Source organism: Arthrobacter sp. RCC_34, from assembly GCF_041360795.1.
In the GTDB taxonomy this organism is placed as follows: Bacteria; Actinomycetota; Actinomycetes; order Actinomycetales; family Micrococcaceae; genus Arthrobacter_E.
On sequence record NZ_JBFUPW010000002.1, the window covers coordinates 435,620 to 449,168 of the forward strand.

General features: G+C 68.6%; 15 protein-coding genes and 1 riboswitch. Of the genes, 6 read left to right on the top strand and 9 right to left on the bottom strand.

The genetic code is table 11. The features are described from left to right. Positions 1-11: 11 nt before the first annotated feature. Positions 12-923, bottom strand: coding sequence for a mycothiol conjugate amidase Mca (gene mca, locus AB6732_RS10680; protein WP_370959941.1), 912 nt, complete (start codon positions 921-923; stop codon positions 12-14). 72 nt (positions 924-995) lie between these two features. Between mca and AB6732_RS10685 the strand changes: the two genes are divergently transcribed. Both AB6732_RS10685 and greA read left to right on the top strand, forming a co-directional pair. Continuing rightward, a complete protein-coding gene (locus tag AB6732_RS10685) occupies positions 996-1,436 on the top strand; it encodes a DUF4307 domain-containing protein (RefSeq protein WP_370959942.1) in 441 nt (146 codons plus the stop codon). Between the two features lie 150 nt (positions 1,437-1,586). After that, positions 1,587-2,081 (top strand): transcription elongation factor GreA, encoded by a 495-nt coding sequence (greA, locus tag AB6732_RS10690; protein WP_370959943.1) that lies wholly within the window; start codon positions 1,587-1,589, stop codon positions 2,079-2,081. 99 nt (positions 2,082-2,180) lie between these two features. Here greA and AB6732_RS10695 read toward each other — a convergent pair whose 3' ends face one another. The 6 genes from AB6732_RS10695 to AB6732_RS10720 form a co-directional block, all read right to left on the bottom strand. Next, complete coding sequence (locus tag AB6732_RS10695; RefSeq protein WP_370959944.1) at positions 2,181-2,732, bottom strand: hypothetical protein; 552 nt, start codon at positions 2,730-2,732, stop codon at positions 2,181-2,183. A gap of 164 nt (positions 2,733-2,896) precedes the next feature. Then, positions 2,897-3,142: a hypothetical protein gene (locus AB6732_RS10700; protein ID WP_370959945.1), complete on the bottom strand. Its 246-nt coding sequence runs from the start codon at positions 3,140-3,142 to the stop codon at positions 2,897-2,899. Between the two features lie 402 nt (positions 3,143-3,544). Beyond that, positions 3,545-4,783, bottom strand: a complete 1,239-nt coding sequence (gene ilvA / locus AB6732_RS10705) for a threonine ammonia-lyase (RefSeq protein ID WP_370959946.1) — start codon at positions 4,781-4,783, stop codon at positions 3,545-3,547. Then, entirely contained in the window at positions 4,773-6,068 is a 1,296-nt protein-coding gene (locus AB6732_RS10710) for an AI-2E family transporter (protein ID WP_370959947.1), read from the bottom strand. Before AB6732_RS10710 ends, ilvA begins: the two co-directional genes overlap by 11 nt. Before the next feature lie 91 nt (positions 6,069-6,159). Beyond that, positions 6,160-6,507 carry a hypothetical protein gene (locus AB6732_RS10715; RefSeq protein WP_370959948.1) on the bottom strand — a complete coding sequence of 116 codons (348 nt, stop codon included), beginning with the start codon at positions 6,505-6,507 and terminating at the stop codon, positions 6,160-6,162. Between the two features lie 484 nt (positions 6,508-6,991). Beyond that, positions 6,992-7,924 carry an aldose 1-epimerase family protein gene (locus AB6732_RS10720; protein ID WP_370959949.1) on the bottom strand — a complete coding sequence of 311 codons (933 nt, stop codon included), beginning with the start codon at positions 7,922-7,924 and terminating at the stop codon, positions 6,992-6,994. 148 nt (positions 7,925-8,072) lie between these two features. Between AB6732_RS10720 and galT the strand changes: the two genes are divergently transcribed. Next, positions 8,073-9,251: a galactose-1-phosphate uridylyltransferase gene (gene galT, locus AB6732_RS10725; RefSeq protein ID WP_370959950.1), complete on the top strand. Its 1,179-nt coding sequence runs from the start codon at positions 8,073-8,075 to the stop codon at positions 9,249-9,251. Continuing rightward, positions 9,248-10,468 carry a galactokinase gene (galK, locus tag AB6732_RS10730; protein WP_370959951.1) on the top strand — a complete coding sequence of 407 codons (1,221 nt, stop codon included), beginning with the start codon at positions 9,248-9,250 and terminating at the stop codon, positions 10,466-10,468. Before galT ends, galK begins: the two co-directional genes overlap by 4 nt. 231 nt (positions 10,469-10,699) lie before the next feature. Here the strand turns inward: galK and AB6732_RS10735 are convergent, their stop codons facing one another. Then, the gene (locus AB6732_RS10735) at positions 10,700-11,626 is read right to left on the bottom strand and encodes a Bax inhibitor-1/YccA family protein (RefSeq protein WP_287902168.1); all 927 of its coding nucleotides are present in this window, start codon (positions 11,624-11,626) and stop codon (positions 10,700-10,702) included. Between the two features lie 124 nt (positions 11,627-11,750). Then, positions 11,751-11,813, top strand: a riboswitch (guanidine-III (ykkC-III) riboswitch). A 12-nt stretch (positions 11,814-11,825) separates the two neighbouring features. Between AB6732_RS10735 and AB6732_RS10740 the strand changes: the two genes are divergently transcribed. Together AB6732_RS10740 and AB6732_RS10745 are read left to right on the top strand one after the other, a co-directional pair. Continuing rightward, entirely contained in the window at positions 11,826-12,140 is a 315-nt protein-coding gene (locus tag AB6732_RS10740) for a multidrug efflux SMR transporter (RefSeq protein ID WP_066214514.1), read from the top strand. Beyond that, on the top strand, positions 12,141-12,476 hold the full coding sequence (locus AB6732_RS10745) for a multidrug efflux SMR transporter (RefSeq protein WP_370959952.1): 336 nt from the start codon (positions 12,141-12,143) through the stop codon (positions 12,474-12,476). It abuts the gene before it with no gap. A gap of 22 nt (positions 12,477-12,498) precedes the next feature. Here the strand turns inward: AB6732_RS10745 and AB6732_RS10750 are convergent, their stop codons facing one another. After that, positions 12,499-13,527: an FUSC family protein gene (locus AB6732_RS10750; RefSeq protein ID WP_370959953.1), complete on the bottom strand. Its 1,029-nt coding sequence runs from the start codon at positions 13,525-13,527 to the stop codon at positions 12,499-12,501. Positions 13,528-13,549 lie beyond the last annotated feature (22 nt).

Sequence of the window (13,549 nt, forward strand, 5' to 3'; positions counted from 1 at the left end):
CCACACTGCCGTCAGCGCAGTCCGGCGAACAGATCCGTCTCGGGCACGGTGTCCCCGACCTTCGAATCGATCAGAGCGAATTCCTCATAGGGCCAGACGCGCCGCTGCAACTCATCAGGGAACGCGAAGAAGAAGCCGTCCGGGTCGATCTGGGTGCGGTGTGCCTTGAGGGCCGCATCGCGCCGCTCAAACCAGGCGCCGACGTCGATCCGGGTGGTCGGGATGTGCAGCGGCTCGGCCTTGGACTCCAGCCACCCGTCGATCCACTCGAGCCCCTGGATGTTGAGGCCCTCGGCCCGGGCGGCGTCCCGCAGCGCGCGCATGCGCTCCAGGCCGAGACCGCAGTCGTAGTAGAGCTTCGAGGGCTGCCAGGCGGGGCCGGTGCCCGGATAACGCTCCGGATCGCCGGCGGCGTGGTAGGCCTCCACGGCGACTTTGTGGGACATGATGTGGTCCGGGTGCGGATAGCCGCCGTTCTCGTCGTAGGCCACCACGACATGCGGACGGAACGACCGGATGAGGCTGACGAGCGGGGTGGCCGCGACGTCGAGCGGCTGCAGGGCGAAGCAGCCGTCCGGCAGCGCCGGCAGCGGCTCCCCCTCGGGAAGACCGGAGTCCACGAAGCCGAGCCACGTCTGCTGCACGCCGAGGATCCGCGCGGCGTTGTCCATTTCGAGGCGGCGGGCGCCGGCCATGTCCCGCTTCGGGTGGGCCTCGTCCACCACGTGCGGATTCTGGATGTCACCACGGGAACCGTCGGTGCACGTGGCCACGAGGACCTCGGCCCCTTCGTCCACGTATTTGGCCATCGTGGCGGCGCCCTTGCTCGACTCGTCGTCCGGGTGGGCATGAACGAACAGGACGCGGAGGGTCTCCCCGTCGTCGACGACCCGCTCCGGGGTGGCGGGGGCAGCGGCGCTCATGGCGGCCTCCTGTGAAATGGCCCGGCACCGACGGCGGCCAGCGCGCGGGTGACGAGGAACTAGACTGGTGTGGTGACGCCGAGCCAGAGCCCAACGCCGATGGAGTCCAGCCTATCCAATCGCTACGGCCGCCAGAAGCGGCCGGTCACGCGGCGTGCCAAGCTGCTGATCCTCGTGGCGGCCCTGGTGCTCGCCGTGGGCGCCGCCGGATTCCTGGCCATCCGGAACTCCGTCAGCACGGTGGACTTCAAGACTGTGAGCTTCAGCGCCAACGACCCGTCCTTCGCCGAGGTGGACTTCCAGGTGTCCAAGGACCGGGACAGCGCCGCCGTGTGCGCCATCAAGGCGCTGGATGACCACTACGCGGTCGTCGGCTGGAAGTACGTCGACGTCCCGCCCAACGCTGCGGACTTCGGCGCGGAGAACGGCCAGACCACGCAGCGCCGTGTGACGGTGCGCACTGAATCGCTGGCGGTGTCCGGCGTCGTCGACAGCTGCTGGCTGAAACGCTGACCAAACCGGCGCCTGCCGCCGTTGACTTTGGTTTGTCCACCGCTTTGCCTACACTAGGCGAATACCTTTGCCCCGTTGACCTGGTTTGCCCGTCATCCAGCGGCCAGTCAGCGGGGTTCTTTGTGGCAGTTGATCAAGAGGAGTTCTCACGTGTCCAGCACCAATAGCGCATCCGCCGCGTGGCTGACCCAGGAAGCCTACGACCGTCTCAAGGCTGAGCTGGAGCACCTGTCCGGACCGGGCCGAGCCGAGATCGTTCAGAAGATCGAGGCCGCCCGCCAGGAAGGCGATCTGAAGGAGAACGGCGGCTACCACGCCGCCAAGGAGGAGCAGGGCAAGATCGAGGCCCGCATCCGCCAGCTGACCGTCCTGCTCCGTGACGCCCAGGTGGGCGCGGCGCCCGCCGACGACGGCGTCGTCGAGCCCGGCATGCTGGTGGTCGCGAAGATCGCCGGCGACGAGGAGAAGTTCCTCCTCGGTTCCCGCGAGATCGCGGGCAGCTCCGACCTCGACGTCTTCAGCGAGAAGTCCCCCCTGGGCTCGGCCATCATCGGCCACAAGGAGGGTGACACCCTCTCTTACACCGCGCCGAACGGCAAGGAGATCCCGGTCGAGATCATCTCCGCCAAGCCGTTCACCGGCTGATCTCCCCTCCCCTCTTCGCGAGGGAACAGTTGAGGCCCCTACCCGCGCCGGGTAGGGGCCTCAACTGTTCCCTCGCGCTCCTGCGGACGACGACGGCGGTCAGGAGCCCGTGGGCTGCGTCACCAGAAGCGCCCACCGGGCACCCGGCGGTGCAGTGACGGCGACGTCGATGCTGCCGTCGGGTGGGGCCGCCGCACTGCCGCCGAAGGTGGCGAGCTCCCCGGGAGCTGCGCAGTCTCCGCGCACGGAGTATGCAGGCTCGACGGCGGGCCGCAGGGACACCACGAGGGTTCCCTTCCCCAGGCACTGGACCGAGTAGGTCACCTGACCTTTCAGCATGTCCCGGATGTGGACATCCCAGGTCGGCTTCGTCATCCGGTCGACTTTGAGCACCACCTGTTGGGTCACCTTGGAGGTGTCCATGATCAGAGGACCGGACGACGGCGGCGGGGGCAGATAGGGGATGTCCGGGGTCGAAAGGTCCGGCGGGTGCGTGACCGTGTCCACCGGCGCCGTCACGGCCGACCCGCTCGGAGTGGGCGACCGGTCCGGTTGCGTGCCATACGGTGTGCAGCCCGCCAGCAGCGGAACCGCCAGTGCAAGAATCAGCGCGCGCCGCCCGGCGGCCGCAGCAAGATGTTCCCCCGACATGCCCCGAGCCTAGACGCCCGGCCACCCGCCGTCGAGCACCCACAAAAATCGACTGCTCCACAGGATGCCGTTTCCTCCCGATTTCGGGGAGGAAACGGCATCCTGTGGAGCAGTCGATGTGGGGGACGACGCCGGCCAGCCCTCGACCGCGGACCCGGGCGCCTCTACACTCGGCTCATGGTGGGGGCGAAGAGGGCCAGGTCGAACGCGCGGCGTGGGCTGGTGATGGCGGTGCTGCTGCCATTGCTGGCAGGATGCACGTCGACGCCGGACACGTCGTCAATACCGCGACGGACAGCCCAGTACACGCCGGACGGTTTCCCTTCACCGACCGGGTCTCCGACCACGGAACCGGTGGTGATCGACACTTCGGGTATGACCGAGAAGGTCCTCCTGAAGGTGGAACACATGACCGCGACCTCCTGGAAAGGAAGCATCCCCGGAACCGCGGGAACCGCTCTGATATTCACCGTACGATGCCGCGGCGAGGGATCCATCCTGGTACGCGAGCCCGCGCCCACGAGAGGAGCCTGGTCCGCGAACGGCCCTTGCGTCTCGCCCGGGGGACGTGGCTCCACTGGAAGCGCGGTACCCGGCTCACCCGGTGGGACCACGGAGTTCGAAGTCACCGCTCCCCCGGGCTCGGAATGGGCGCTCCTGGTGACCGAGGCTCCGCCGGGCACACTCCTGGACTGAACAGCCGTTCACCGCCCGTCCTCGTCCATCGCGCTCATCGACTGCTCCGTGGATGTCGTTCTGGGTGGCCAAAACGACATCCACGGAGCAATCGATGAGTGGGTGGGGAGCCTGGCCTAGAAGTGCACCACGATCGGCTGGAAGCCCTCGGCCCGCAGCGCGTTGAGCACCACCTCGGAGTGCTCGTGGCCCTTGGTCTCCAGGTCCACCGTGATCGAGACATCGCCCATGCTGATGGAGCCACCCACACGGGTGTGATCCACGCCGGTGACGTTCGCGTCGTGCTCGGCGATGATGCGGGAGATGGTCGCCAGGGAGCCGGGACGGTCGTCGAGGAGGATCCGCACCGTCAGGAAGCGGCCTGCCGCGTACAGACCGCGCTGGATCACCTTGAGCATGAGCATCGGGTCGATGTTGCCGCCGGACAGGATGACGGCCACCTTGCCCGGGTTCTCGATCCGGCCCTCCATGAGCGCCGCCACACCCACCGCGCCGGCCGGCTCCACCACCATCTTGGCGCGTTCCAGCAGGAAGATGAGCGCACGGGCGAGGGCGTCCTCGCTGACCGTGACCACGTCGTCCACGAGTTCGCGGATGATGCTGAACGGCAGCTGCCCGGGGCGGCCCACGGCGATGCCGTCGGCCATCGTGGAGACCTTCTTCAGCGGGACGAGGGCATCCGCGGCGAGCGACGGCGGGTAGGCGGCGGCGTTCTCCGCCTGCACCCCGATCACCCGGATCTCACGGCCCAGTTCACGGGCGCGCTCCTTGATGGCCACGGAGACGCCGGCCAGGAGGCCGCCGCCGCCGACGCCCATGATGATCGTGTCCACATCGGGAACCTGGTCGAGGATCTCGAGGCCGATCGTGCCCTGGCCCGCCACGACGTCCACGTTGTCGAACGGGTGCACGAACACGGCCCCGGACGCCTCCGCGTACCGCTGTGCCTCGGCCAGGGCCTCGTCCACGTTGTGGCCGTGCAGGATGACCTCGGCGCCGTGCCCGCGGGTCGCCGCCAGCTTCGGCAGCGCCACACCGAGCGGCATGTAGATCCGGGCCTTGATGCCGAGGGCCTTGGCCGCGGAGGCGACGCCCTGAGCGTGGTTGCCGGCCGACGCCGCGACGACGCCGCGGGCCTTCTCCTCCGGGCTCAGGCGGGCCATGCGCACGTAGGCGCCACGGACCTTGAACGAGCCCGCGCGCTGCAGGTTCTCGCACTTGAAGACCACGTCGCCACCCACCATCCGGGACAGCGCCCGGGACTTCTCGATGGGCGTGACGGTAATGACGCCGTCGAGCAATTCCTGTGCGCGGACTACGTCCTGGAGCGTGACGGGTAGGGCCTCAGTGGTCATCACTGGCCGCCTCCTTGGAATTGTTCGGTTTCTCTTGCGTCCCCGGCCCGCTCACGGGGGCCGGAAGTTCAGTGCGCTCTTCAGCGGACGACGACGGCGTCTCCCCCGCCGCGGCGTCGATCTCCTCATCGGAGGTGGCCGGCGTCGTCGTGCCGTCCAGGGCGACGACGGCAGGGTCGTCGTCCCAGCCGCGTCCGGCGATGTAACGGATCGCGGTGTTCAGCGCGGCGAGGATCGGCACGGCGAACAGGGCGCCGGGGATGCCCGCCAGGAAGGAGCCCGCGGCGACGGCCAGGATGACGCCCACCGGGTGCAGGGAGACGGCCTTGCCCATGACGAGCGGCTGCAGCACATGGCTCTCCAGCTGCTGCACGGCGAGGACGATCGCGAGCATGATGACGGCGTTCACCAGGCCATTGGCCACGAGGGCCAGGAGCACTGCCACGGCGCCGGTGACGAGGGCGCCCACCACGGGGATGAACGAGCCGAGGAAGACCGCCAGGCCGAGGGGCAGGGCCAGGGGCACACCGATCACGGCGGCGCCGACGCCGATGCCGATCGCGTCGACGGCGGCCACGAACACCTGGATCCGGACGTAGTTGCCCACCGAGATCCAGGCCTTGCTGCCGGCGCCGTAGATGGCCGGGCGGGCCTTCTTCGGGGCCAGCCGGGTGATGAAGCCCCAGATCTGGCGGCCCTCGAGGAGGAAGAAGATCAGGATGAAGAGGGTCAGCAGGAGCCCGGCCGCGATGTGCCCGGCCCCACTGCCGACGCTCAGCGCCCCGGTCAGGATGGTGCTGCTCTGGTTCTGCACGGCGTCCACGACATTGCGGATGTAGCCGTCCAGCTGGTCGGCGGTGAGGTGCAGCGGTCCGTCCTGGAGCCAGCCCTGGATCTGCTTGAGACCTTCGAGCGCCTGACCCCACAGTTCTTTGAAGCCCACGGTGGCCTGGCGGCCGACGAAGATCAAGGTGACGGTGATGACCGCGATCAGGCCGAGCAGCGTGAGGGCGACAGAGAGACCGCGATGGATCTTGTGCCTGCTCAGCCAGCCGACCACCGGGTTCAGCAGAGCGGTGAGGAGCGCCGCGAGGAGGAGCGGGATGATCAGGAAGCTGACCTTCGAGAGCAGCCAGATGAGCGCGCCCGTGGCGAGGAGGATGACCCCCACGCGCCAGGACCAGGCCGCGGCGATCCGGATGCCGTACGGGATGTCCTCATCAAGTTCCCTGCCACGCGTCGGACGGGGCACCACTGACTGACCGTTCTTGGCTACACCTGACATGCATCAATCGTGGCGCAGCCGCCCCCCATTTGGAAATCAGGTTCGCATGGCGGGCGGGCGGAGGGGTCCGGCCGGCCGCGACGCGTTCATGTCAGGGCTTGGGGCTCACCGTGACGATGATGACCTGGACCTTCTTGTCATAGTCGAAGCGGAGGTCATAAATGACCTCCAGGCCCGTCTTATAGCCGGGTGGGAGCGCCGAGTAGTGGCGTCCCGTGGGGTGGTCATTCAGCCCCCGGATCCATTCCTCGACCCTGGCCTGATCGATGCCGTAGTCGGAGACTGCGGCTCGGACCGCGGCGATGTACTCGTCCTTCGATTCCGTGGTCAGGAAGTAACTCAGCTCATCCACGGTGTCCTTGCCGTCGTGGACCAGAGCGTTGAGCACATCGGTCCGCGCCGTGATCTCCCCCTGAGGGGCCGTGATCCGCAGGTCCATCTTTCCTGCTCCCCGCAAATCCACCATTGGCGATTGCAGCCCTGGACCGAGCCCGACCGCGGTGCGGGTCAGGGACCCTGAAGAGAAATCGAACCGCGCCGAACGATCTGCCGTGATCTTGGCGATCCCCGCCTGATCCAGAGTCGAATTTCCGGTGACCGGTGCCCGTTGCGTGGATAAGGTGTGGTCATGGCCGGGGGTGTCGATCGCGACTCCGCAGGCCGTCAGAACGCACGTGAGGCCGAGTGCCGCAACGGAAGCCAGCGCCGCTCGACGTGCGCCGAGTCGACGAGGCCGCAGACGAGTCGGCAGTGCCTGATCGGCCGACTGCGCGACGTCTGCGCCGTAAAACCCTCCACCCATCGGTGTCCCCCTCCCGAACGGCCACCCTGGCCATGGTGACCATCCTAGGGTTCCCCGAGCGCTGCCGCGACGGGGACGCCTCCCCATCCGGCAGCCCTCGGCGGGCGCCTTCAAGGTCCTGTCACCAGGAGGCTTCGATCCCCCAGCTCATGGTGAACTCTCCGCCGGGCTGGACCCACTGCAGACCGTCGCCGGAGTTGAAGGCATTGGCCGGCCCGGTCATCGGTTCGACGGCGAGCGCCTTCGCGCGCCCGTCGAACCCTCCCGTGGCGTAGATATGGACGTAGCCGCACCGGTCGTCCTGCCACAGCGCGACCGACCGGCCGTCGGCGCCGCTGAGCGTGGTCCGGGCGCGCCCCGCGGCATCGCGTTCCAGCCCCGTATACGCCGTGTCGGTGTCCAGGTCGGCGAGCACGACGCCGGCCCGCAGGTCGGTGCCGTCGCTCACCGGGCGCTCGTTCCGGGGGATGAGCCTCTCGTCGGTCTCGAGCCAGCGGTCCGCGCGGACGGTGAGCGTCAGATCCTCGGCCGGGAGCTCACCCAAGCGGAGGTAGGGGTGAGCGCCGAGCACGACCGGAGCCGCGGCGTCGTCGTCGTTCAGAAGGGTCTGGGTGACCCGCAGCGCGCCGCTCTCCTCGAGTTCGTAGGCCACCCGGTGCCGGACGAGGAACGGGTAGCCGTGCTGCGGGAAGACCGTCGCTTCGAGGACCACGTGTGTCCCGCTCTGCTCGACGCAGGCGTAGGGGGCATTGCGGAGGAGACCATGGCTCGCGTTGTTGCGGGACACCTCGGTGATGTCGAGCTGCTGGGTCGCACCGTTCAGCGTCCACTTCCCGTCCTCCACCCGGTTGGCCCACGGCGCCAGCGTGATGCCGGAGGCGCCGGGCGGGATCTGGTGGTCGCTGAACGTCTCGGTGAGGAGCACGCCGTCCACGGAATAGCTGCGGAGCGCCGCGGCGAGTTCGGTCACGACGGCGACGGCCGGCCCGCGCTCGAGGCGGTACTGGGCGCCGCTCGCGCAGCGGATGGCGGGGCTGCTGGAAGATTCAGGCATGGCAACACCGTACCGGTCGGAGTCGAGCGGTCAAACGGCTTCCGGCAGGTGACGCGATCATTAATGTTCTTTTTTGTTAGAAATTATTCGTTCTTTGCTAGAGTCTGATCAGAGCCCCAGAGAGCGGGCGATGGAAGCGAGGGCAGCCATGACATCGGTGACACGTTCACACCTGGCCGACGGCCGCGAAATCATCTATTTCGACGCCGCTCCGGGCCGCACCGCGGACGTTCCGGACACCCGCGACCTTCCTCAGCGGGACCTCGGCCCGGAAGGTTCCGGCGAGGTGCGCTATGACGCCCTGAGCGGGGAATGGGTGGCCGTCGCCGCGCACCGGCAGACCCGCACCCACCTCCCCCCGGCCCACGAATGCCCCATCTGCCCCAGCACCCCCGAGCGCGCGACCGAGATCCCCGCCGAGGACTACGAAGTGGTCGCGTTCGAGAACCGCTTCCCATCGCTCGGTCCCGTGGTGGGCGACATCCCCTCGAGTCCCGGGTGGGGAACACTCGCACCGGCCAGCGGACGATGCGAGGTGGTCACGTTCACCCCGGAGCACAGCGGCTCCTTCGCCGAACTGCCCTGGGAACGCGCGCGCACGGTCGTGGAGGCGTGGTCCCACCGCACCCGGGAGCTCTCGGCGCTCAGTGGCGTCCGCCAGGTGTTCCCGTTCGAGAACCGCGGCGCGGACATCGGGGTCACCCTGCATCACCCCCACGGCCAGATCTATGCCTACCCCTATGTGACGCCGCGCGCCGAGGCCATGGCCCGGACCGCCGTCGAGTACCGCTCGGATCGCCCCGACGGTGAGACGCTGCTGGAAGGAGTGGTCCGCCGCGAGCGCGGCGACGGCTCCCGCGTGGTCCTGGAAGGCGAGCACTTCAGCGCTTACGTGCCGTTCGCCGCCCGGTGGCCGCTGGAGCTGCACCTGGCGCCGCACCGTCACGTCCCGGACTTCGCCGCCCTCACCGGAGCGGAGAAGGACGAGCTCACGACGCTGTACCTGGACCTTCTCGGCCGCGTCGACGGCCTGTACGACACCCCCACCCCGTACATCGCCGCATGGCATCAGGCGCCGCTGCTGCGCGGGTACCGTGAGGCCATGGGCTTCCACCTGCAGCTGACCTCGCCACGCCGCGCCGCCGACAAGCTGAAGTACCTCGCGGGGTCCGAGGCCGCCATGGGAGCGTTCATCAACGACGTCACCCCGGAATCGGTCGCCGCACGGCTGCGCGGCTCCGTCTCGCCGTACCGTTCCACGGCCCAGGCCGCGCCTGTCGCACCGCTCCTCGTCCCCTCCGTCTCTCCTGAAGGAGCCCACTCATGACCTCGCAGCACACCGAGGCCACCAGCCGCCAGGAATCAGGCCAGCAGGACATCCTCGTGGCCTTCCGCGAAGCGTTCGGACACGACGCCGACGGCGTGTGGATGGCGCCCGGGCGGGTCAACCTCATCGGCGAGCACACCGACTACAACGACGGGTTCGTCCTCCCCTTCGCGATCGACCTCAAGGCCCGCGTGGCCGTGCGCGCCCTGCCGGCATCCCGCACGGTCCGTCTGCTCTCGGCCCAGGGCACGGGGGCACAGGGCACCGGCACACAGGGCACCGGAGGCGTGCTCGAGTTCGAGCTGGACCATCTCACGCCCGGAGGCGACTACGGCTGGGCGAGCTACCCCCTCGGCGTGGCCTGGGCCCTGGAGCAGTCCGGCGTGGCCGTGCCGGGCTTCGAGCTGTACCTGGACTCCACGGTCCCCCTCGGCTCCGGCCTGTCCTCCTCCCACGCGATCGAATGCGCCACCATCACGGCACTCGCCGAGCTGTCCGGTGCATCCCTGAGTGCGCAGGATCTGGTGCTGCTGACCCAGCGCGGCGAGAACGACTTCGTGGGCGCCCCCACCGGCATCCTGGACCAGTCCGCCTCCTTGCGCGGCGAGCGCGGTCACGCCGTGTTCCTCGACTGCCGGGATCAGCACGCCGAGCTCATCCCCTTCGACGCCGAAGCGGACGACCTGGTCATGCTCGTCATCGACACCCGCGTGGCGCATTCACACAGCGACGGCGGGTATGCCAGCCGCCGCGCGGCGTGCGAGGCGGGTGCGGCCGCACTAGGGGTCCCCGCGCTGCGCGACCTCGGCCTGGAGGACCTGCCCCGCGCCGAGGAACTCCTGGACGACCTGACCTTCCGCAGGGTCCGTCACGTGGTCACGGAGGACGCGCGGGTCCTCGAGACCGTGGCGGTCCTCCGGACCGAGGGCGCCAAAGCCATCGGGCCTCTCCTCGATGCCAGCCACGTCTCGATGCGCGATGACTTCGAGATCTCCTGCCCGGAACTGGACGTCGCCGTGGACTCCGCACGGGCGGCCGGCGCGATCGGCGCCCGGATGACCGGCGGCGGCTTCGGCGGCTCGGCCATCGCGCTCACGCCCCGGGGCCTCGAGGACGAGGTCCGGCAGGCGGTGCTCGATGCCTTCGCCTCCCAGGGTTTTGCCGAGCCACGGCTCTTCACGGTGACGCCCGCGGACGGCGCGCGCCGTCTCGCCTGACACTCGTAACCCTGCCGACTGAGTCCGCTATGCAGGGCGTGAGTCCGCTACACGATGTAGCGGACTCACGCTGTAGATAGCGGACTCAGCAGCGGCGGCCTCCCCCGCATGGCTGCCATCAGAACAGCTGCCAACGACAGAGCTGCCAACGACGACGGCGCCGCTCCCCTTCCGGGTGAGCGGCGCCGTCGTCGTGTGTCAGCGGAGCCCTGGCCGGGCCCGCGGAGGGAACTAGTCGTTGCCTCTCAGGATGGCGATCAGACGCAGCAGCTCCACGTACAGCCACACCAGGGTGACCGTCAGGCCGAAGGCGGCGGTCCAGGAGTACCGTGCGGGGGCGCCGTTGTGGACGCCGGCCTCGATGTTGGTGAAGTCCATGATCAGGGAGAACGCCGCCAGGATCACGGCGACCACACCGATGATCAGGCCGAGCGGGATGCCGCCGATCGTCATGCCGCGCAGGCCCCACGGGTCCTTCACGACGCCGAAGATCATGAGGAAGAAGTTGATGAGGCTGAACGCCGCGTAGCCGATCATCGCGATCAGGAAGAAACGCATCATCTTGGGGGTCGCACGGACCTTGCCCGAGGTGAAGAGCAGGAGCGTCACGCCGAACACGGCGAGCGTCGCCAGCACGGCCTGAAGACCGATGCCGGGAAGGCGCATCTCCAGGACCTTGGTGATGCCGCCGAGGAACAGACCTTCGAAGCCGGCGTAGGCCAGGATGAGGGCCGGGACCGGCTCCTTCTTGAAGGTGTTGACCATCGCGAGCGCGAAACCGCCCAGTGCGCCCAGGATCATGAGGCCGAGGGCCAGTCCGGGGCTGGTGAACCAGGTGATCGCGGCGCCGACCAGGACGGCGCCGAGGCACAGGAGGGTCTTGACGATCACATCGTCGAAGGTCATCCGGCCGGTCTGCGCGGGGCCTGCGGAGGGCTGCGAGTACATCTGCTGGAGCTGCTCGGCGGAGAGCTGCTGCTGACCGTACTGAGGCTGTCCGTACTGCGGCTGACCCGGCTGGGCGTAACCGGTCTGGCCGTAGCCATTCTGCCCGGGGGCCTGCTGGCCGTACGGGTTCATCATGTTCGGGGGTGGCGGCGCCTGCAGCGCGCCACGGAAGTTCTTGCCGTTGAAGATCGGGTTGCCTCCGGCAGCCATCTCTCATCCCTCCTGGACGTCCAATGCGAGTTGTTCCAAGCTACCAACTCCAACGACCGGCCTGCGGAAAAGTTCCCTGCGCCTTCCCGGCTTGCCCGGAATCGGCCCGTGGCTAGACTTGAAGGCGAGGCCCTGACCGGCCTGCGGACGAGGGAGCAGTACCCGCACAGGACAAGACTGACTCAGAAAGAGCCTTGTCATGGCATGGATCGTTTTGATCATCTCCGGAGTCCTGGAGGCGGTGTGGGCCTCGGCACTCGCGGCATCCCAGGGATTCCGCAAATGGAAACCCGCAGCCCTGTTCGTCATCACCTCGGCTGCCAGCATGATCGGCCTCGCATATGCGATGCGGGAATTGCCCGTCGGCACGGCGTATGCCGTGTGGGTCGGGATCGGCGCGTGCCTCACGGCCGTCTGGGCCATGATCACCCGGCAGGAGAAAGCCACCGTTGCGCGCATCGCGTTGCTGGCGCTCCTGGTCGGCAGCGTCGTCGGCCTGAAGGCGGTGAGCTGAATGCCCTGGATCGTCCTGCTGGCCAGTGCCCTCATGGAAGCCGTCTGGGCCACCGCCCTCGGCCTGTCCCACGGCTTCACCGAAGTGGGGCCGACCATCGTCTTCGCCATCGGCCTCGTGCTGAGCATGATCGGCCTCGGCTGGGCCGCCAAACACATCGCCATGGGCACCGCGTATGCGGTGTGGACCGGCGTCGGCGCGGCACTGACCGTCGGCTACGCCATGGCGACCGGGGCTGAGAGCGCCAGCCCGCTGAAACTCCTCTTCATCGCGGGGATCATCGCAGCGGTGGGCGGGCTCAAGCTGCTGCCCTCCAATTCACCCGGCAAGCACTGACTCACCCGGCAAGCACTGACCGTCAGTCATCGATGGCGGGCTGCTGCCGCTCGCGCAGCAGCACCGCCACCGCCATGCCGACGACGGCGCCCAGCAGCGTCTCCACCGCACGGTCGGTGAGCACGGGCACGGGATCGCCCGGGTTGGACAGCAGCGTCACCAGCAGCACGACCGGGGTCAGGAACGCCTGCGCGAGCCCGTAGTTCCGCCGCATGAAGAGCTCCGACGGGAATTGCAGGAGCGGGATCAGCAGCACCAGCATCATCGTGGACGGTTGCGGCCAGAGGATCAGAGCCGTGAGCCCGATGCCCACGAGCGTTCCCACGATCCGGTGCACGCCCCGTTTCAGACGGGCGCTCAGCGCTCCCGCGGCCAGCGGGATCGCGGCAGAGGCCATCGCCCAGTAGGGATGACCCCAGCCACTCGCGATCCCCGCCACACCCGCGACGCCGACCGCCACGAAGTACCGCAGCGCCTGCCGCAGGATCACGCCGTCGCGCCATGGGCTGGAGACACGGAGACGCCGCTCCCCGACGGCCGCGTCGGGAGCCAGCCGCCAGACCACGAGGCTCAGGGCCAGGCTCACCGCCGACGACGCCCCTCCCACGACGAACGGAACCCAGAGCGGCATCGGATGGGTGACGGAGGCGGAGGCGCCGAGGGCGAACAAGGCCCAGAACGGCCCCACGGGATTGAGTTTCGCGGCGTCCGCCACCACCGATCCGAGCGCGGCGAAACACGTCTCCACCAGGACCAGGACGGGGGTGGGGGCATGCAGATGGGCCAGCACGGTGCCGATCAGGACGGCGGAGACCAGCAAGGCGGACGCCTCCAGCTGATGGACCACCCGCCACAGATGAGGTTCGCCCCGGCCGTACATGCTGGTGAAGGCGCCGAACACGGCATAGATCGACCATTCGGGATGGCCGATCATCAGAAGCGTGACCATGGGGATCGCCACACTGAGCGCCACGCGAACCGCGGCGACTCCGTGGTTCCCGGCCGGCCCTGTGGCGAAGAATCCGCGACCCGTGCTGAGGAGTGCGCCCACCAAAGCCTTTCCTGGTGGGGCC

Coding starts and splice junctions, on each gene's coding strand:
- AB6732_RS10745 (WP_370959952.1), top strand. CDS start 12,141: ATGCCCTGGATCGTCCTGCTGGCCAGTGCCCTCATGGAAGCCGTCTGG.
- AB6732_RS10710 (WP_370959947.1), bottom strand. CDS start 6,068: ATGTCAGGTGTAGCCAAGAACGGTCAGTCAGTGGTGCCCCGTCCGACG.
- AB6732_RS10740 (WP_066214514.1), top strand. CDS start 11,826: ATGGCATGGATCGTTTTGATCATCTCCGGAGTCCTGGAGGCGGTGTGG.
- AB6732_RS10695 (WP_370959944.1), bottom strand. CDS start 2,732: ATGTCGGGGGAACATCTTGCTGCGGCCGCCGGGCGGCGCGCGCTGATT.
- AB6732_RS10720 (WP_370959949.1), bottom strand. CDS start 7,924: ATGCCTGAATCTTCCAGCAGCCCCGCCATCCGCTGCGCGAGCGGCGCC.
- galT (WP_370959950.1), top strand. CDS start 8,073: ATGACATCGGTGACACGTTCACACCTGGCCGACGGCCGCGAAATCATC.
- AB6732_RS10715 (WP_370959948.1), bottom strand. CDS start 6,507: ATGGACCTGCGGATCACGGCCCCTCAGGGGGAGATCACGGCGCGGACC.
- ilvA (WP_370959946.1), bottom strand. CDS start 4,783: ATGACCACTGAGGCCCTACCCGTCACGCTCCAGGACGTAGTCCGCGCA.
- AB6732_RS10700 (WP_370959945.1), bottom strand. CDS start 3,142: ATGTGTTCCACCTTCAGGAGGACCTTCTCGGTCATACCCGAAGTGTCG.
- AB6732_RS10735 (WP_287902168.1), bottom strand. CDS start 11,626: ATGGCTGCCGGAGGCAACCCGATCTTCAACGGCAAGAACTTCCGTGGC.
- galK (WP_370959951.1), top strand. CDS start 9,248: ATGACCTCGCAGCACACCGAGGCCACCAGCCGCCAGGAATCAGGCCAG.
- mca (WP_370959941.1), bottom strand. CDS start 923: ATGAGCGCCGCTGCCCCCGCCACCCCGGAGCGGGTCGTCGACGACGGG.